General features: G+C 65.6%; 16 protein-coding genes. 9 read left to right on the top strand and 7 right to left on the bottom strand.

Features of this window, described 5'->3' with window-relative positions; all coding sequences use genetic code 11:
- Positions 1-371: hypothetical protein (locus tag WS96_RS34005; RefSeq protein WP_179949916.1), on the top strand; the 371-nt coding region annotated here is incomplete at its 5' end.
- 930 nt (positions 372-1301) lie between these two features.
- On the opposite strand, the gene WS96_RS06190 is transcribed toward WS96_RS34005, so the two are convergent.
- The 5 genes from WS96_RS06190 to WS96_RS06175 all read right to left on the bottom strand — a co-directional run bounded on the left by WS96_RS06190 (position 1302) and on the right by WS96_RS06175 (position 6551).
- Positions 1302-2312 carry a HoxN/HupN/NixA family nickel/cobalt transporter gene (locus tag WS96_RS06190; RefSeq protein ID WP_179949915.1) on the bottom strand — a complete coding sequence of 337 codons (1011 nt, stop codon included), beginning with the start codon at positions 2310-2312 and terminating at the stop codon, positions 1302-1304.
- A gap of 162 nt (positions 2313-2474) precedes the next feature.
- Positions 2475-4586, bottom strand: coding sequence for an elongation factor G (fusA, locus tag WS96_RS06185; RefSeq protein ID WP_059782232.1), 2112 nt, complete (start codon positions 4584-4586; stop codon positions 2475-2477).
- Positions 4587-4814: 228 nt separating this feature from the next.
- The gene (locus WS96_RS06180) at positions 4815-5315 is read right to left on the bottom strand and encodes a DUF192 domain-containing protein (RefSeq protein ID WP_059824900.1); all 501 of its coding nucleotides are present in this window, start codon (positions 5313-5315) and stop codon (positions 4815-4817) included.
- Between the two features lie 160 nt (positions 5316-5475).
- A complete protein-coding gene (locus WS96_RS31945; protein ID WP_011352970.1) occupies positions 5476-5691 on the bottom strand; it encodes a hypothetical protein in 216 nt (71 codons plus the stop codon).
- Positions 5692-5972: 281 nt separating this feature from the next.
- Complete coding sequence (locus tag WS96_RS06175; RefSeq protein ID WP_059831240.1) at positions 5973-6551, bottom strand: pseudouridine synthase; 579 nt, start codon at positions 6549-6551, stop codon at positions 5973-5975.
- A 274-nt stretch (positions 6552-6825) separates the two neighbouring features.
- On the opposite strand from WS96_RS06175, the gene icd reads away from it, so the two are divergent.
- Together icd and WS96_RS06165 are read left to right on the top strand one after the other, a co-directional pair.
- Positions 6826-8082 (top strand): NADP-dependent isocitrate dehydrogenase, encoded by a 1257-nt coding sequence (icd, locus tag WS96_RS06170; RefSeq protein WP_006478026.1) that lies wholly within the window; start codon positions 6826-6828, stop codon positions 8080-8082.
- A 283-nt stretch (positions 8083-8365) separates the two neighbouring features.
- On the top strand, positions 8366-10594 hold the full coding sequence (locus WS96_RS06165) for an NADP-dependent isocitrate dehydrogenase (RefSeq protein WP_059831238.1): 2229 nt from the start codon (positions 8366-8368) through the stop codon (positions 10592-10594).
- 123 nt (positions 10595-10717) lie between these two features.
- Here the strand turns inward: WS96_RS06165 and WS96_RS06160 are convergent, their stop codons facing one another.
- Complete coding sequence (locus WS96_RS06160; protein WP_034208193.1) at positions 10718-10942, bottom strand: hypothetical protein; 225 nt, start codon at positions 10940-10942, stop codon at positions 10718-10720.
- Positions 10943-11370: 428 nt separating this feature from the next.
- Between WS96_RS06160 and WS96_RS34375 the strand changes: the two genes are divergently transcribed.
- Entirely contained in the window at positions 11371-11496 is a 126-nt protein-coding gene (locus WS96_RS34375; protein WP_257127943.1) for a hypothetical protein, read from the top strand.
- A 55-nt stretch (positions 11497-11551) separates the two neighbouring features.
- Positions 11552-13159: a multicopper oxidase family protein gene (locus WS96_RS06155; protein ID WP_059831236.1), complete on the top strand. Its 1608-nt coding sequence runs from the start codon at positions 11552-11554 to the stop codon at positions 13157-13159.
- A gap of 181 nt (positions 13160-13340) precedes the next feature.
- Here the strand turns inward: WS96_RS06155 and WS96_RS06150 are convergent, their stop codons facing one another.
- Positions 13341-13544: a cold-shock protein gene (locus WS96_RS06150; protein WP_034208192.1), complete on the bottom strand. Its 204-nt coding sequence runs from the start codon at positions 13542-13544 to the stop codon at positions 13341-13343.
- A gap of 545 nt (positions 13545-14089) precedes the next feature.
- On the opposite strand from WS96_RS06150, the gene clpS reads away from it, so the two are divergent.
- The 4 genes from clpS to WS96_RS06130 all read left to right on the top strand — a co-directional run bounded on the left by clpS (position 14090) and on the right by WS96_RS06130 (position 19094).
- Positions 14090-14404, top strand: a complete 315-nt coding sequence (gene clpS / locus WS96_RS06145) for an ATP-dependent Clp protease adapter ClpS (protein WP_006398529.1) — start codon at positions 14090-14092, stop codon at positions 14402-14404.
- Positions 14401-16701: an ATP-dependent Clp protease ATP-binding subunit ClpA gene (gene clpA / locus WS96_RS06140; RefSeq protein WP_034208191.1), complete on the top strand. Its 2301-nt coding sequence runs from the start codon at positions 14401-14403 to the stop codon at positions 16699-16701. The genes clpS and clpA overlap by 4 nt, the downstream gene beginning before the upstream one ends.
- Before the next feature lie 103 nt (positions 16702-16804).
- Positions 16805-18187, top strand: coding sequence for an amino acid permease (locus WS96_RS06135; protein ID WP_257127942.1), 1383 nt, complete (start codon positions 16805-16807; stop codon positions 18185-18187).
- A gap of 136 nt (positions 18188-18323) precedes the next feature.
- Complete coding sequence (locus WS96_RS06130; RefSeq protein ID WP_059831232.1) at positions 18324-19094, top strand: COG4705 family protein; 771 nt, start codon at positions 18324-18326, stop codon at positions 19092-19094.
- Positions 19095-19205: the final 111 nt, after the last annotated feature.

Below are 19205 nucleotides of genomic sequence, written 5' to 3'. Positions count from 1 at the left end.
TGACCGCCGCCATCACCGTCGCCGTCGCCATGGCCGCCACCGTGGCCGTGACCGCCGCCATCACCGTCGCCGTCGCCATGGCCGCCACCGTGACCGCCGCCATCACCGTCGCCGTCGCCATGGCCGCCACCGTGGCCGTGACCGCCGCCATCACCGTCGCCGTCGCCGTGGCCACCACCATGACCGTGGCCGCCTCCGTCACCATCGCCACCACCACCGTGGCCACCGCCACCCGAGGTACCGCCACCCGAAGTACCGCCACCCGAGGTGCCTCCACCCGAAGTACCACCACCCGAAGTACCACCACCCGAAGTACCACCACCCGAAGTACCACCACCCGAAGTACCACCACCCGAGGTGCCGCCGCCTGAGGTACCGCCGCCCGAGGTACCGCCACCCGAGGTACCGCCACCCGAGGTGCCGCCACCCGAAGTACCGCCACCCGAGGTGCCTCCACCCGAGGTGCCTCCACCCGAAGTACCGCCGCCCGAGGTACCGCCACCCGAGGTGCCTCCGCCCGAAGTACCGCCGCCCGAGGTACCGCCACCCGAGGTACCGCCACCCGAACCGCCATTACCCGACGCATTGCCTCCCCGGCCCGTGCCGCTCGTACCTCCTGAAGTTCCGCCTGTCGTTCCACCGACACCGGCCGGTCCGACGGCCCCGTTCCCGTTATTTTCGCCGCTACCGTTGCCACCGCCACTACCCGTGCCACTGCCGTTTCCATTCCCGTTGCCGCTGCCGCTGCCGCTCGCACCGGCACCGCCGTTACCGACGCCCCGGCCGGCATAAACGTGCACCGCGCACGCAGCCGGATTGGCGGCGCACGGCGATGCGTTCTCGACCAGCGTCATGATGGTGTCCGCGCTGGCCTTCGCGTCGGGCGCGGCGTCAGGCGTCGTGTTCTGTGCGACGGCATACGAGCAGCAGCACGCAAACGCGGCCGCGGCCAGCAAGGTTGCACGAGGGCGCCGTCCCGCCGCGCGGAACGGTTGTTTCGTCTTATGCATCATGGCCTCCCCATGCGCGCGATGCCTCGTTGCCGCGCGACGATCTACGTGTGGTGCAGGGGGGCGTAAAAGATTCGTTGTCCTATCGTGATCCGATCGCGTCCGGGCCGACGCTCGACGCCAGCCGCGAACACGGATCGGCACGCGGGCCCGCCGTGCGAATCCCTATCTGCGAGATTCGTGCCATCGGCCGCTCGGGCCCGTGGCGAAAGGCGGTCGCCGTCGCGTGACCACGCCTGCAACGTCGTAGGGGAGCGTTTTGTTTCCGGAATGAAACGTCGGGAGCGTCGTTCAGCGCGCCGGCGCGTCGGCCGCGCGTTGCCAGCGGTGGAACAGGATCGACGCGATCCAGCAGACGAGGAACAGCGCGACGATGCCGTAGCCGATCGACCCGAAGCGTTCGCCGAGTGCATCGAGCGTGTCGCGCACGGGGCCCGTCAGCGCCAGCTTGTCGGCCAGCAGGCCGGCCGCCTCGATCCCGCCGATCGCCAGCGCGACGGCCGCCGACACGAACGTGATGCTCGCGTTGTAGAGCAGCTTGCGCTGCGGATCGTCCATTGCCCAGCCGTATGCGTGAATCATCAGCACGTTGTCGGTGGAGTCGATCAGCGTCATGCCGGCGGTGAAAAGCGCGGGGAACAGCATGATCGTATAGACCGGCAGCCCCTGGCTCGCCTGCGCGGCGGCGATCGCGAGCAGGCCGATTTCGGTTGCAGTATCGAAACCGAGCCCGAACAGCACGCCCACCGGATACATGTGCCAGCTCTTCGACACGAACCGGAACAGCGGGCGCAGCAACCGCGATACGAGTCCGGCGGGACGATGGTCATGCGCGCCGTCGTGCGTGTGCGCGGATTTGCCGCGATAGCGTCGCCACACGTCGCGCAGGATCATCAGGTTCACGCACGCGAGCACCAGCAGGAACGTGGCCGATACCGCCGTGCCGATCGTGCCGCCGATCTCGCGGAACGCATCGAACCGGTCGCGCAGCGCGTACGCGGTCAGCGCGATGCCGAGCGTCGCGGCGATCACGATCGTCGAATGGCCGAGCGAGAAGAACAGGCCGACGCTCACCGGACGCTGGCCGTCCTGCATCAGCTTGCGCGTCGCGACGTCGATCGCGGCGATGTGATCCGCGTCGACCGCATGACGCAGCCCGAGCCCGTACGCGATCGCCGCGGTGCCGAGCAGCAGCGGATGGTCGCGCAGCACCGCGAGCGCCCACAGCCAGACGGCGACGTTCGCGGCGATCAGGCCGGCATAGAGGGTCAGCAGGCGGCGCAGGGCAGGGGTGGGCGGCATCGGGCGGGTTCCATCTGACGATTCGCCATCCATTGTGGCACGCGAAAAAAAGCGCGGCGCGCCGATCGATACGCCGCGAGCGCGAGGCGCCGCGCCGGATGAAAAAAAGCCCGTCCGGAACCGGACGGGCTTCGCGTGCATGCGCCGGGGCGCGCGCGGCGCTTACTTCGTCTTCGCGTTGATCACGGCTTCCGACACGTTCGCCGGCGTTTCCGCGTAATGCTTGAACTCCATCGTGTACGTCGCACGACCTTGCGTCGCCGAGCGCAGCGACGTCGAATAGCCGAACATCTCCGCGAGCGGCACCTCGGCACGCACCAGCTTGCCGCCGCCGCCCGCGATGTCCTCCATCCCCTGCACGATGCCGCGCCGGCTCGACAGGTCGCCCATCACGTTGCCCATGAAGTCCTCGGGCGTCTCGACCTCGACGGCCATCATCGGCTCGAGCAGCACGGGCTTGGCCTTGCGCATCGCTTCCTTGAACGCCATCGAGCCGGCCATCCGGAACGCGTTTTCGTTCGAGTCGACGTCGTGGTACGAACCGAACGTCAGATGCACCTTCACGTCGACGACCGGGTAGCCGGCGAGCACGCCGCTCTTCAGCGTGTCCTGGATGCCCTTGTCGACCGCCGGGATGTACTCGCGCGGAATCACGCCGCCCTTGATCTCGTCGAGGAACTCGTAGCCCTTGCCCGGGTTCGGCTCGAGCGTGATCACCGCATGGCCGTACTGACCGCGACCGCCCGACTGCTTGACGAACTTCCCTTCGACGTCGGCGGCCGTCGTGCGCACCGTCTCGCGATACGCGACCTGCGGCTTGCCGACAGTGGCTTCGACGCCGAACTCGCGCTTCATCCGGTCGACCAGGATTTCGAGGTGCAGCTCGCCCATCCCCGAAATGATCGTCTGGCCGGACTCTTCGTCGGTCTGCACGCGGAACGACGGATCTTCCTGCGCGAGGCGGTTCAGCGCGAGGCCCATCTTTTCCTGGTCGGCCTTCGTCTTCGGCTCGACGGCCTGCGAGATCACCGGCTCCGGGAATTCCATCTTCTCGAGGATGATCGGCTTGGCCGGGTCGCACAGCGTGTCGCCGGTGGTCGCTTCCTTCAGGCCGACGGCCGCCGCGATGTCGCCGGCGCGCACTTCCTTGATTTCCTTGCGCTCGTTCGCGTGCATCTGCAGGATCCGGCCGAGCCGCTCCTTCTTGTCCTTCGTCGCGTTGAGCACCGTGTCGCCCGACTCGACGACGCCCGAATACACGCGGAAGAAGATCAGCTGGCCGACGAACGGGTCGGTCATGATCTTGAACGCGAGCGACGAGAACGGCTCGTCGTCGCTCGGGTGGCGTTCCGCCGGCTTTTCCGGATCGGCGAAATCGTGACCGAGGATCGCGGGCACGTCGACCGGCGACGGCAGGTAGTCGATCACCGCGTCGAGCATCGCCTGCACGCCCTTGTTCTTGAACGCGCTGCCGCACAGCATCGGCACGATCTCGTTGGCGATCGTGCGCTGGCGCAGCGCGGCCTTGATCTCGTCCTCGGTCAGCGATTCGTGGTCGTGCAGATACTTCTCGAGCAGCTCCTCGCTCGCTTCGGCCGCGGCCTCGACCATCTTCTCGCGCCATTCGTGCGCGACCTCGACGAGGTTCGCGGGGATGTCCTCGTACGTGAACTTCACGCCCTGGCTTTCGTCGTCCCACACGATCGCCTTCATCTTCACGAGATCGACGACACCCTGGAAATGATCTTCCGCGCCGATCGGAATCTGGATCGGCACGGCGACGCCTTTCAGGCGCTCGCCGATCTGCTTCTGCACGCGGAAGAAGTCGGCGCCGATCCGGTCCATCTTGTTGACGAACGCGATGCGCGGCACCTTGTACTTGTTCGCCTGGCGCCACACGGTTTCCGATTGCGGCTGCACGCCGCCGACCGAGTCGTAGACCATGCACGCGCCGTCGAGCACGCGCATCGAGCGCTCGACTTCGATCGTGAAGTCGACGTGCCCGGGCGTGTCGATGATGTTGATCCGGTGTTCCGGATAGTTGCCGGCCATGCCCTTCCAGAAGGCCGTGGTCGCCGCCGACGTGATCGTGATGCCGCGTTCCTGCTCCTGCTCCATCCAGTCCATCGTGGCCGCGCCGTCGTGCACTTCACCGATCTTGTGGCTCACGCCGGTGTAAAACAGGATGCGCTCGGTCGTCGTGGTCTTGCCGGCATCGATGTGAGCGCTGATCCCGATATTTCGATAGCGCTCGATGGGGGTTTTGCGGGGCACGTGAACCTCCTGGTGGTTCGGATCGTAAGCGGGCCGGCTGGAGCCGGCCCGGGCTGGAACAAGCGAGACTTCAAGCATAGCGCTTGCGCGCGGCTTTTGCAGATGCGGCCGCCGCCGTCGGAATCAAGGCGTGCGTCGCTGCCGGCGGGCGAAAAAAAGCCGGCGCACCACGGGGCGGCCGGCTTGCGGTCGGTGCGCGGCGCGATGCCGCCGCGCGGGCCGTTGCCGTTACTGGGCCCGCGGCAGGCCGTCGAGCTTCATGCCGGGCTTGATGCCCTTCGCGGCGAACCAGCCCTTGCTCATTTCGAGCGCATAGACGCCGTTGTTGCGCGGACAGTGGTTGTCGGTCGTCTCGGCCTTCATCTCGTCGATGTCGGTGATCGTGCCGTCCGCGCGGATGAACGCGATCGACAGCGGAATCAGCGTGTTCTTCATCCAGAAACAGTGCACGGCGTTCTCGTTGAAGACGAACAGCATGCCTTCGTTCGGCGCGAGCTGCGAACGGTACATGAGCCCCTGTTCGCGATCGGCGTCGTTGGCGGCGACGGCCGCGTCGATCACGTACATGCCGGCGCGCAGCTTCACGCGCGGGAACTCGCTCGGCTGCTTGGCGCCGGGCGGCACTTGCGCGCCGGCGGCCTGCATGCCGAGCGCGAGGACGGCGAGGGCGGCGGGAAACACGGCGGCGCGCGCAAGGCGGCCGAGCGACGGGCGCAGGGAGAATGGCACAGCGTGGCTCCTGTCTGGAAAACGAGACCCGCATGGTACGCGATGCGCGCCGGCGGGCACAAAAAAGAAAAAGGCAGATCGCCTTGCGGTGATCTGCCTTTCAACGCCGTAAGAACGGCAGGACTGCGTGTTCTTGACTGCGTTATTACAGCTTGCTTACTTAGTTCGAAGCAGCTGCCGGTGCTGCTGCGTCGCTTGCTGCAGCCTTCTTCGATGCCTTGTGGTGCTTCTTGGCAGCGTGGTGCTTCTTGGCAGCGTGCTTAGCCGGTGCCGAAGCAGCTTCTGCTGCTGCCGGAGCAGCTTCCGGAGCCGAAGCTTGTGCGAAAGCAGCCGTTGCGAAGAGGCCAGCGACCAGAGCGGCGATCAGTTTGTTCATGTTGTGTTCCTCAGCTTTAGTTAATTAACCAAATGACCCGGCAATAGGAGTCATGTCGTCTAACGGTGCCATCCACCTTTCGGTTGACAGACGCTTCGAGAAATTTCTCTTTGCGCTGCGGGCGCCGAATCGTATTCGAATAAAACGTCGCTTTCGTGACGCAAACACGGGTTCGGCTGCCAATGCCGGATAGCTAAGGTTGGCATCTGCGTGGTTTAACGCGCGATCTCCGCGGCCGGTTGACGAAAAAGATGACGAAAAATTCGCGTGTCCCGGATGCGTCATCCGGCGCGCGCGAAACCGTCCCACGGCGCGCGTGGCGGCAGGGCGATCGTTTCGCCCGGTGCAATGCCGAGCGCGAATATATCCAGCGCGCCGATGCCGACGCGCACCAGGCGCAACGTCGGGAAGCCGACGGCCGCCGTCATCCGGCGCACCTGCCGGTTCTTGCCCTCGGTGATCGCCAGCTCGATCCACGTGGTCGGGATCGCGGCGCGGTAGCGGATCGGCGGATTGCGCGGCCACAGCGTGTCGGGCGGCTCGATGAATTCGGCGCGGCACGGGCGCGTCACGTAGTCGCCGAGGTCGACGCCGCGTGCGAGCGCCTTCAGGTCGGCGGGCCCCGGCGCGCCGTCGACTTGCGCCCAGTAGCGCTTCACCAGCTTGTGGCGCGGCTCGGCGATGCGGGCCTGCAGCGCCCCGTCGTCGGTGAGCAGCAGCAGCCCCTCGCTGTCCGCGTCGAGCCGGCCGGCCGGATACACGCCGGGCGTTTTTACCCAGTCGCCGAGCGACGGCCGCGTCTCATGCGCGGAAAACTGGCAAATCGTGCCGAACGGCTTGTTGAGGGCGATCAGGTTCATGGCGGGGGCCGCCCGGCGCCCCGCGGGAAGCCGGGGCGGGCGGTCTATGGCAAATGGCGGAATCTTAATGCATAATACGGAACGGCAAGTCCTCTGTCTTATATAAGACATAAGTGAGGGCTCGATGCGCAGTGCCGCGGTTCGCGCCGAAGTGCCCGGTTGGGGCGCTAGAATAGCGGCTCGCTGTTGCCGTCACGGGGTGGCCATGCCGCGCCCCGCCGCGCGCGCAGTTTCGACCAGCATCACCTGCTCAGCCACGTCACTGGAGTCGATCATGCCGTATCAGCACATCAAGGTTCCGGAGGGCGGTGACAAGATCACCGTCAACAAGGACTTCTCGCTCAACGTTTCCGATCAGCCGATCATTCCCTATATCGAAGGCGACGGTACGGGCTTCGATATCACGCCGGTCATGATCAAGGTCGTCGACGCGGCGGTCGCGCATGCCTACAAGGGCAAGCGCAAGATCCACTGGATGGAGATTTTCGCGGGCGAGAAGGCGACCAAGGTGTACGGTCCGGACGTGTGGCTGCCGGACGAAACGCTGCAGGTGCTGAAGGAATACGTGGTGTCGATCAAGGGGCCGCTCACGACCCCGGTCGGCGGCGGCATCCGTTCGCTGAACGTCGCGCTGCGCCAGGAACTCGACCTGTACGTGTGCCTGCGCCCGGTCCAGTACTTCAAGGGCGTGCCGTCGCCGGTGCGCGAGCCGCAGAAGATCGACATGGTGATCTTCCGCGAGAACTCGGAAGACATCTACGCGGGCATCGAATGGGCCGCGGGCTCCGAGCAGGCGAAGAAGGTGATCAAGTTCCTGCAGGACGAGATGGGCGTGAAGAAGATCCGTTTCCCGGAAACGTCCGGGATCGGCGTCAAGCCCGTGTCGACCGAAGGCACCGAGCGCCTCGTGCGCAAGGCGATCCAGTACGCGATCGACAACGATCGCAAGTCGGTCACGCTGGTGCACAAGGGCAACATCATGAAGTTCACGGAAGGCCTGTTCCGTGATGCCGGCTACGCGCTCGCGCAAAAGGAATTCGGCGGCGAGCTGATCGACGGCGGCCCGTGGATGCGCGTGAAAAACCCGAAGACGGGCAACGAGATCGTGATCAAGGATTCGATCGCCGACGCGTTCCTGCAGCAGATCCTGCTGCGCCCGGCCGAATACGACGTGATCGCGACGCTGAACCTGAACGGCGACTACATCTCCGACGCGCTGGCCGCGCAGGTCGGCGGCATCGGGATCGCGCCGGGCGCGAACCTGTCGGATTCGGTCGCGATGTTCGAGGCGACGCACGGCACGGCGCCGAAGTACGCGGGCAAGGATTACGTGAACCCGGGTTCCGAGATCCTGTCGGCGGAAATGATGCTGCGCCACCTCGGCTGGACGGAAGCAGCCGATACGATCATCGCCGCGATGGAGAAGTCGATCCTGCAGAAGCGCGTCACGTACGACTTCGCGCGCCTGATGGAAGGCGCGACGCAGGTGTCGTGCTCCGGTTTCGGCGAAGTGCTGATCGAGAACATGTAAGACCCCTTCCGGGGTGGGCCGGCAGGTTGCCGGCCGCCCCGGCGCTGACTGCCGGCGCCGGAGCGTTTCGTGGATGGCAGGTTTTGTTGGCAGGGTGGCCCGGCATGCGGGCCGCGGCGTCGCGATGCGGCCCGCAAGCCCTGCAAGGTAGACCATGACGGCCCTCGCAACACCACCGCCCGGCTGAACCGGCGCGCCCCTTTCGCGATCGACCCGGTCGCTCCCCGCCGGTTACCGCCGGCGCTCCTCAGTCCCATCATCACGTAGCAATGCTTTGACCACCATGTCCACTTCGCCCAAGATCATCTACACCCTCACCGACGAAGCGCCGGCGCTCGCGACCTATTCGCTGCTGCCGATCGTCAAGGCCTTCACGCGTTCGTCCGGCGTCGCCGTCGAAACGCGCGACATCTCGCTCGCCGGCCGCATCATCGCGGCCTTCGCAGACGTCCTGCCGTCGGAGCAGAAGGGTTCCGACGATCTGGCCGAGCTGGGCCAGCTCACGCTGAAGCCGGAAGCGAACATCATCAAGCTGCCGAACATCAGCGCATCGGTGCCGCAACTGAAGGCCGCGATCGCCGAACTGCAGGCGCAGGGCTACGCGCTGCCGGCCTATCCGGAAGATCCGTCGACGGACGAAGAGAAGGCCGTCAAGGCGCGCTACGACAAGATCAAGGGCAGCGCGGTGAACCCGGTGCTGCGCGAAGGCAACTCCGACCGCCGCGCGCCGCTGTCGGTCAAGAACTACGCACGCAAGCATCCGCACAAGATGGGCGCGTGGAAGCCCACGTCGAAGGCCCATGTCGCGCACATGACCGAAGGCGACTTCTACGGCAGCGAGAAGTCGGCGCTGATCGCCGAGGCCGGCAGCGTGAAGATCGAACTCACGACGACCGACGGCGCGAAGAAGGTGCTGAAGGAAAAGACGGCCGTGAAGGCCGGTGAAGTCATCGACGCGTCGGTGATGAGCCGCAACGCGCTGCGCAGCTTCATCGAGGCGCAGATCGCCGACGCGAAGGCGCAGGACGTGCTGTTCTCGGTGCACCTGAAGGCGACCATGATGAAGGTCTCGGACCCGATCCTGTTCGGTCACTTCGTGTCGGTGTTCTACCGCGACGCGCTCGCGAAGCACGCGGACGTGCTGGCGAAGGTCGGCTTCAACCCGAACAACGGGATCGGCGACCTGTACGCGCGCCTGAAGGATCTGCCGGCCGACACGCGCGAAGCGATCGAAGCCGACGTGAAGGCCGAGTATGCGGTGCGCCCGCGTCTCGCGATGGTCAACTCGGACAAGGGCATCACGAACCTGCACGTGCCGAGCGACGTGATCGTCGACGCATCGATGCCGGCGATGATCCGCGATTCGGGCGGCATGTGGGGCCCGGACGGTCAACTGTACGACGCGAAGGCCGTGATTCCGGACCGCTGCTACGCGGGCGTCTACCAGGCCGTGATCGAGGACTGCAAGCAGCACGGCGCGTTCGATCCGGTCACGATGGGCAGCGTGCCGAACGTGGGCCTGATGGCGCAGGCGGCCGAAGAATACGGTTCGCACGACAAGACGTTCCAGATCCCGGTGGACGGCGTCGTGCGCGTCATCGACGAAGCCGGCAACGTGCTGCTCGAGCACGCGGTCGAGTCGGGCGACATCTGGCGCATGTGCCAGACGAAGGACGCGCCGGTGCAGGACTGGGTCAAGCTGGCGGTCAACCGCGCCCGCGCAACCGGCGCGCCGGCCGTGTTCTGGCTCGATCCGGCGCGCGCGCACGATGCGCAGATCATCGCGAAGGTCGAACGCTACCTGAAGGACCACGACACGAACGGCCTCGACATCCGGATCATGACGCCGGTCGAAGCGACGCGTTTCTCGCTCGAGCGCATCCGCGCGGGCAAGGACACGATTTCGGTCACCGGCAACGTGCTGCGCGACTACCTGACCGACCTGTTCCCGATCATGGAACTCGGCACCAGCGCGAAGATGCTGTCGATCGTGCCGCTGATGGCCGGCGGCGGGATGTTCGAAACGGGGGCGGGCGGCTCCGCACCGAAGCACGTGCAGCAGTTCGTCGAGGAAGGTTTCCTGCGCTGGGATTCGCTCGGCGAATTCCTCGCGCTGGCCGCGTCGCTCGAACATCTCGGCAACGCTTACCGGAACCCGAAGGCGCTCGTCCTCGCGAAGACGCTCGACCAGGCGACCGGCAAGTTCCTCGACGAGAACAAGTCGCCGGCGCGCAAGGTCGGCGGCCTCGACAACCGCGGCAGCCATTTCTACCTGTGCCTGTACTGGGCGCAGGCGCTGGCCGAGCAGACCGAGGACGCCGCGCTGAAGGCGCAGTTCGAAGGCGTGGCGAAGGCGCTGTCCGACAGCGAAGCGCGCATCCTGGAAGAGCTGGCGGCCGCGCAAGGCAAGCCGCAGGCGATCGGCGGCTACTACCGTCCGAACGTCGAGCTGACGAGCCAGGCCATGCGCCCGAGCGCGACGCTGAACGGCATCGTCGACGCGGTCGCCTGACGCCGGTCGCGCAATCGCGCGAGCCGATGCATGTGCGGGCGCGGCGGGTTGAACCGTTCGCCGCCCGGCACTCAAGAAAAACGCCCCGGTCGCCCGGGGCGTTTGTCGTTGCCGGCTTGCCATTCAGACGTGAACGATTTCCCATTCGGCGATTTCGTCCGGCACTTCGAGCGTGGCCGTGTCCAGTTCGGACGGTTGCGCGCAGTCGCCGCGGGAGATGTGGTCGGCCGCCGCTTCCGGGCACGAGAATGCGCCGAGCAGGGCGTTGCCGAACGTCGCTTCCCAGCCGCCGTTTGCCGGCAGGATGTAGAACGACCCGAGCGCTGAACCAAAGCGAAATCCCTTCATTTCCGTTCTCCCTTTCTGATCACGAGCGATTCTGTTGTGCCGCCTGCCGGCTCGGCCGGCTGTGGCCCGACTGGCTGCTTGCGCCGGGTTTCGTATCGAACGTCGTGGCGAAGCGTCAGTGCATGGGACAAAGTCTACGTCCGCGACCTGCTCGGATGGTGCAGGTAGAACGGCTCTTCGAAACAAAAATTCTCGTTTAAAAACAAATAATTATTTACGTTGTTTTGTATTGCGGAACGTTTTTCGGCATCGCGAAACGGGGAATTTGTGCCCTGCACCACGAATTTTTATAACGCAGTGACTTGTTCCGCATCGTGAAAAATTAGCGGATTCGCGGATCGTCGATGCGGCGGGGGCAAGCACGGGGCCCAGGCGGAAGGCGCCACGCTCGTTTGCGAGCGGGTGCAAGGCACGGCTGGAGAGGAGCGATGGCTGCCGAAGCGCCGGTCGGCGATGTCAGGCGTGGCCGTGTCCGGCCCGGTCGCGACGCCCTGCTGCGGCGTATCGCCGCCCGCCCGGCGACGGCGTTTTTCGACGAAGCCCTGCGGTTATGATGACGCGACCGCCGCGGCTGTCGCGCGGCGCCGCATGAATAACGAGGATCGATTGATGAGACGGAGAACCTTCCTGTCGCACGCCGTCGGCGTCGCGGCCGCGTCGCTATGCGCACGCACTGCGTGGGCGCAGCATGCCGGTCACGCGGGCATGGCCGGCATGGATTCGATGAGCGACATGCCGGGCATGTCGGGTATGCCGGGGATGCCGGCGCACGCGCAGCACGGTCAGTCCGCGCCGGTCGCGCTCGCGGCCGCCGACGCGCTGCCGGCCGGCGCGCCGCTCGCGACGTTGCGTACGCTGGCCAACGAAAGTCGTGAGCCCGGCACGTTCCGCGCCACGCTGGTGGCGCAGCCCGTCGCGCGTCCGATGCTGCACGGTGCGCGGCCGACCCCGTTCTGGCAGTTCGGCGCGGGCACGCAAGGCCCCGTCGTCGGCCCGCTGATCGACGTGCGCGAGGGCGATACGGTCGAGATCCGGTTCGTGAACAAGCTGCCGCAGCCGTCGACGATCCACTGGCACGGCTTGCCCGTGCCGCCCGACCAGGACGGCAACCCGTCCGATCCCGTCGCGCCCGGCGCGTCGCGCGTATATCGCTTCACGCTGCCGAAGGGCAGCGCCGGCACCTACTGGTACCACCCGCATCCGCACATGATGACCGCCGAGCAGGTGTTCCGCGGGCTGGCCGGCCCGTTCGTCGTGCGCGCCGCTGACGATCCGCTTGCCGGCTGGCCCGAGCGCCACCTGTTCGTGTCGGACCTGAAGCTTGCGCGCGACGGCACGATTGCGCCGAACGACATGATGGACTGGATGAACGGCCGTGAAGGCCAGTTCGTGCTGATCAACGGCGCGCGTCGGCCGCGCATCGACGTCGCGGGCGACGAACGCTGGCGTGTCTGGAACGCGTGCAGCGCACGCTACCTGCGTATCGCCTTCGACGACGGCCGCGCGTTCGAGCACGTGGGCACCGACGGCGGGTTGTTCGACGGGCCGCGGCGCGCGACGTCGCTGCTGATTGCGCCGGGCGAGCGCGCGGAGCTGTTGGTGCGCGCTGGCGAGCGCGCGTCGCGCGCGGTGCTGCAGGCGGCCGAGTACGACCGCCGCAAGATGGCGATGTCGCACGACGACGGCCACGGCAGCCTGCCGCCCGATCCGGCGCTGGCGCTGGCCGATGTCGCGTTTGCGCCCGCCGAGGCCCGTGCGGTGCCTGCCACGCTGCGCGCGGTGCGGCCGCTGGGCGAACCGGTGGCGCACAAGACGGTCGCGTTCGGCGAGGAAATGGACATGGACGCGATGATGAGCGGCGCGACGCACGGCCGCCCAGCGGGCATGCGCTTCACGATCAACGGCGACACCTACGCGCCGCACCGCGCGACGCTGACGAGCCGTCGCGGCGACGTCGAGCGCTGGGAGATCCGCAATACGACGGACATGGATCACCCGTTCCATCTGCACGGCACGCAGTTTCAGGTCATCGAGCGGGCGTCGGCCGGTTCGCGCACGAGCGAACCGTTCCGCGCGTGGCGCGATACCGTGAACGTGCGCAGCGGTGAAACCGTGTCGATCCTCGTCACGCAAGACATGCCCGGAGAGCGCATGTTTCACTGCCACATTCTCGAACACGAAGATCTCGGCATGATGGGTACGCTGAAGGTCGTGTAACGAAACCGCGAATGTGTTTCACGTGCGGATTCGACAGGCGATCCGCATGCGTGACGAGACAATGTGCGTTCAATTATCGGGATTGAACGAAAAGGCCGGCCAATCGATTATCGATGGGCCGGCCTCAAAAAAAGAAACCCGGCGCTGTGCGCCGGGTTTCTTCGTCCGATATCCGATGCCTTTATGCGGCCTGGATGTTCGACGCTTGCTTGCCCTTCGGCCCTTGAACGACGTCAAAGCTCACCTTCTGGCCTTCCTTCAGCGTCTTGAAACCATTCATGCTGATAGCCGAGAAGTGCGCAAACAGATCCTCACCGCCCTCGTCGGGAGTGATGAAGCCGAAGCCCTTCGCGTCGTTGAACCACTTAACGATACCAGTTGCCATTTTCCTACTTCCCCTGTCACACAGTCGCTGCTACTTACCACGAGCACGCTCGAAAAGCTAAACGACTGAAAATACAGCCGTTCCCCCCTCACAAGCTCACCTCGGCCTCTTTCGTTTCGCCAATCGGCGAATTGAAAAAAGTGCCAGCTTGATTGTTGGCGCTCTTTATTGGAGTGTCAAGTGGAATTTTTCGACGTTTAGAGGGTCGTTGTAAAGAACCCATTTTCAGGGTTTTTCCGGCTTTGCTTTGCAGCATGCGGCCAAGCGCGAGGGCTTGAAAAGCCGCATAATCGGCTCATATACCAGGCTCGAGTGACACGCGTTCGAGTCGTCCCGGCTTGTGGGATACTGGATGCGGACACGACGTTCCGGTGCGATTCCCCCTGACGGTTCGTGTTCCGCGCCACGCGTGAAAGCCGGCACCGCAGCCGGCTTTCGTATGGCGCGAGGGCGATCGCGTGTTCCGGGATACCGGGGAGGGCGCCGGCCGGTCGGTCGGGTAATGGCAGGATTGCGGGCCTGTCCGAGTTGTTTAGAATGGGTGTATGGCGATTATCCCGGACAAGCAGGACAGCACCGTCCTGGAACGCAAGCAGCAGAAGCTCAAGCCGCCTTCGATGTACAAGGTGGTGCTGCTGAACGACGATTTCACGCCGATGGAGTTCGTCGTGATGGTGGTCCAGGAGTATTTCAAGAAGGATCGCGAGACGGCCACGCAGATCATGCTGAAGGTCCATCGCGAAGGGCGAGGGGTTTGTGGGGTCTATACGCGGGACATCGCGTCGACCAAGGTTGAGCAAGTCGTTACCCATGCGCGGCAGGCAGGGCATCCGCTGCAGTGCGTGATGGAGGAAGCATGATTGCCCAGGAATTGGAAGTCAGCCTGCACATGGCGTTCATGGAAGCACGCCAGGCGCGCCATGAGTTCATTACGGTCGAGCATCTGCTGCTGGCCCTGCTGGATAATCCGACGGCGGCCGAGGTGTTGCGCGCGTGCGCGGCAAACATCGAGGACCTGCGTCAGAACCTGCGCAATTTCATCCACGACAACACCCCTACCGTCCCGGGCACCGACGATGTCGATACCCAGCCGACGCTCGGGTTCCAGCGCGTGATCCAGCGCGCGATCATGCACGTCCAGTCGACGTCGAACGGCAAGAAGGAAGTGACCGGCGCGAACGTGCTGGTTGCGATCTTCGGCGAGAAGGATTCGCACGCCGTGTACTACCTGCAGCAGCAGGGCGTCACGCGCCTCGACGTGGTGAACTTCATTTCGCATGGCATCGCGAAGACGAACAACGGCGAAGCCGCGAAGTCGACCGACGCGAACGCGGAAAGCGAAGACGCGAACGCGCAGAAGGAAACGCCGCTCGCGCAGTTCACGCAGAACCTGAACCAGATGGCGAAGGACGGCCGCATCGATCCGCTGATCGGTCGCGAGCCCGAGGTCGAGCGCGTCGTGCAGGTCCTGTGCCGCCGCCGCAAGAACAACCCGCTGCTCGTCGGCGAAGCCGGCGTCGGCAAGACCGCGATCGCGGAAGGGCTCGCGTACCGGATCACCCGCGGCGAGGTGCCGGACATCCTCGCGAACGCGCAGGTGTACTCGCTCGACATGGGCGCGTTGCTGGCAGGCACCAAGTATCGCGGCGATTTCGAGCAGCGTCTGAAGACGGTGCTGAAGGAGCTGAAGGAGCGCCCGCACGCGATCCTGTTCATCGACGAAATCCACACGCTGATCGGCGCGGGCGCCGCATCGGGCGGCACGCTCGACGCATCGAACCTGCTGAAGCCGGCGCTGTCGTCGGGCACGCTCAAGTGCATCGGCGCGACCACGTTCACCGAATATCGCGGCATCTTCGAGAAGGACGCGGCGCTGTCGCGGCGCTTCCAGAAGGTCGACGTGACGGAGCCGAGCGTCGAGCAGACGGTCGCGATCCTGCGCGGGCTGAAGTCGCGCTTCGAGGAGCACCACGGCGTCAAGTATTCGTCGGGCGCGCTGTCGGCCGCGGCCGAACTGTCGGCGCGCTTCATCACCGACCGTCACTTGCCGGACAAGGCGATCGACGTGATCGACGAAGCGGGCGCCGCGCAGCGCATCCTGCCGAAGTCGAAGCAGAAGAAGACGATCGGCAAGAGCGAGATCGAGGAAATCATCTCGAAGATCGCGCGCGTGCCGGCGCAAAGCGTGTCGCAGGACGACCGCAGCAAGCTGCAGACGCTCGATCGCGACCTGAAGAGCGTCGTGTTCGGCCAGGATCCGGCGATCGACGCGCTCGCGGCGTCGATCAAGATGGCGCGCGCGGGCCTCGGCAAGATGGACAAGCCGATCGGCGCGTTCCTGTTCTCCGGCCCGACGGGCGTCGGCAAGACCGAAGTGGCGCGCCAGCTCGCGTTCACGCTCGGCATCGAGCTGATCCGCTTCGACATGTCGGAATACATGGAGCGTCATGCGGTCAGCCGTCTGATCGGCGCGCCGCCGGGTTATGTCGGGTTCGACCAGGGCGGCCTCTTGACCGAAGCCGTCACGAAGAAGCCGCATTGCGTGCTGCTGCTCGACGAAATCGAGAAGGCGCATCCGGACATCTTCAACGTGCTGCTGCAGGTGATGGACCACGGCACGCTGACGGACAACAACGGCCGCAAGGCGGATTTCCGCAACGTCATCATCATCATGACGACGAACGCGGGCGCCGAATCGATGCAGAAGGCGACGATCGGCTTCACGACGCGCCGCGAAACCGGCGACGAGATGACCGACATCAAGCGGCTGTTCACGCCGGAGTTCCGCAACCGTCTGGATGCGATCATCAGCTTCCGCTCGCTCGATGAGGAAATCATCATGCGCGTGGTCGACAAGTTCCTGATCCAGCTCGAGGAACAGTTGCACGAGAAGAAGGTCGACGCGCTCTTCACCGACGCGTTGCGCAAGCATCTCGCGAAGCACGGTTTCGACCCGCTGATGGGCGCGCGGCCGATGCAGCGGCTGATCCAGGACACGATCCGGCGCGCGCTGGCCGACGAACTGCTGTTCGGCAAGCTGCTGAACGGCGGCCACGTGACGGTCGACGTCGACGAGGCCGACAAGGTGCAGTTGTCGTTCGACAAGCTGGCGAATCCGCCGCACAAGCCGAACGAAGAGACGGTCGAAGTCGAGTAAGCGATAATTCGTTGTTCATGCGAACGGCGCGGGAAGTTCTCCGCGCCGTTTCGTTTTATCCGGCGCCGGCGGCGCGATGGTGGTGCAGGGGAGTGGTGACGCAGTGACACAACAACAACAACGGTCGTTCGACGATATCGTCGCGCGCGAACAAGGGTTGCGCCATGCGCTGACGTCGGGGCAGATGGCGATGATCGCGATCGGCGGCGCGATCGGCACGGGGCTGTTCCTCGGCAGCGGGTTCGCGATCGGGCTCGCCGGCCCGAGCGTGCTGGTTTCCTATGCGATCGGCGCGCTGATCGCGCTGCTGCTGATGGGCGCGCTCGCGGAAATGACCGTCGCGCATCCGACGGCCGGCTCGTTCGGCGCGTACGCCGAGCACTACGTCGGCCCGCTCGCGGGTTTTCTCGTGCGTTATGCGTACTGGTTCGCGGTCGTGTTCGCGATCGGCACCGAGATCAGCGCGATCGCCGTGTTCATGAAGTACTGGTTCCCGGCCGTGCCCGGCTGGTACTGGGTGATCGGCTTCTCCGCGCTGCTGATCGCGGTGAACCTCGCGAGCGTGACGTTGTACGGGACGGTCGAATACGCGTTTTCGCTGCTGAAGATCGCTGCGATCGTCGTGTTCATCGTACTCGGCGGCTATCTCGTCTGGTCGGCGCCGCCCGCAGCGGGCATCGGTTTCGCGAACTACACCGCGCACGGCGGCTTCATGCCGAAGGGGCCGTGGGGTACGTGGGTCGCGGTGATCGTCGCGATCTTCAGCTACATGAGCATCGAAGCCGTCGCGATCGCGGCCGGCGAGGCGCGCGATCCGCAGCACGCGGTCACGCGCGCATTCCGCTCGACCGTGTTCCGGCTCGTGCTGTTCTACCTGCTGACACTCGCGCTGATGCTCGCGATCGTGCCGTGGACGCAGGCCGGCACCGACGAAAGCCCGTTCGTGAAGGTGATGGCCGCGACGCACGTGCCGTACGCGGCGGGCGTGATCAATTTCGTGCTGCTGATCGCGGCGCTGTCGGCGATGAACAGTCAGCTGTACGTGACGACGCGGATGATGTTCAGCCTGTCGCGCGCGCGCCTCGCGCCCGCGGTGTTCGGCCGGCTCGGCGCGAACGGCGTACCGCGCGCGGCGCTGTGGATTTCGACGAGCGGCGTCGCGGTGGCGGCCGTGCTGGTCGCGCTGGCGCCCGACACCGCGTTCACGGTGATGATGGCGATCGCGATGTTCGGCGCGCTGTTCACATGGCTGATGATCTTCATCACGCATCTGCGGTTCCGTTCGCGGTATCGCGGCCCCGCGCTCGCGTTCCGGATGTGGGGGCACCCGTTCGGCAGCCTGCTCGGCGCCGGGCTCGTGGCCGCGATCCTGCTGACGACCGCTTTCACGCGCGAATTCCGGATGACGATGGTGGTCGGCGTCGTATTCGTCGTGCTGCTGACGCTCGCCTATGCACTGCATTACCGGCACCAGCACGCGCGCTGACTGCGCGGGCGCGGCGGCCGATGCCGTTCTTCACACTTGCTAAGGTTCCGTTAAGCGAACGGCGACTACATTCGATCCTGTCTGCACGGCGCGCGGGCCCGCACCGGCGCGCCATTTCCTGCAAAAAGGGGTTCGAATGAACAAACTTCCCGAAATCACGCTCGCGTTCTGGATCATGAAGATCTGCGCGACGACGCTCGGCGAAACGGGCGGCGACTTGCTGTCGATGACGCTGAACGTCGGCTACGCGGTGAGCTCGATCCTGCTGTTCGGTTTCTTCCTCGTGACGCTGGGCGCCCAGCTCAGGACGACGCGCTATCGCCCGGCGATCTACTGGGCCGTGATCGTCGCGACGAGCACGGCCGGCACGACGATGTCCGACTTCATGGATCGCACGCTCGGCCTCGGCTATGCGGCCGGCTCGTCGATTCTGGTCGCGATCCTGCTGGCGATCTTCGCGGTTTGGCGCCTCAGCGGCGAATCGCTGTCGGTCGACCTGATCCGTACGCGCAAGGTCGAGCTGCTGTACTGGATCGCGATCCTGTTCTCGAACACGCTCGGCACCGCGCTCGGCGACTTCCTCGCCGACAGCTCGGGGCTCGGCTTCGGCGGCGGCGCATTGCTGATCGGCGGCCTGCTGGCGGCGATCGTGCTCGCGCACTACTTCACGCGCATTTCCGGCGTGCTGCTGTTCTGGGCCGCGTTCGTGCTCACCCGGCCGTTCGGTGCGACGGTCGGCGACCTGCTGACGAAGCCGGTCGCGAAGGGCGGCCTCGCGCTCGGCACGGTCGGCTCGTCCGCCGTGCTGCTCGGCGTGCTGGCCGCGATGGTCGTCTACGCAAGTATTGCGCAGGCGCGGCGGCGTGAGCCGGCGCTTGCGCGAATCGCGCAACCGACCGGCAAGTGACGGCGCGTGAAAAGAAAAAGGGGCCGCGAGGCCGTAATGCCGTTCAGTTAAGGTTCCGAGTCAAGTATCGAACGGTGTAGCGGAACGGTCTGGACTTGACGGCCCGAGCGC

Origin of the sequence: Burkholderia sp. MSMB1835, assembly GCF_001526365.1 — a bacterium.
Classification (GTDB): Bacteria; Pseudomonadota; Gammaproteobacteria; order Burkholderiales; family Burkholderiaceae; genus Burkholderia.
Note: the sequence above shows the minus strand (reverse complement) of the source record. Positions and strands in the feature narration are given on the sequence as shown.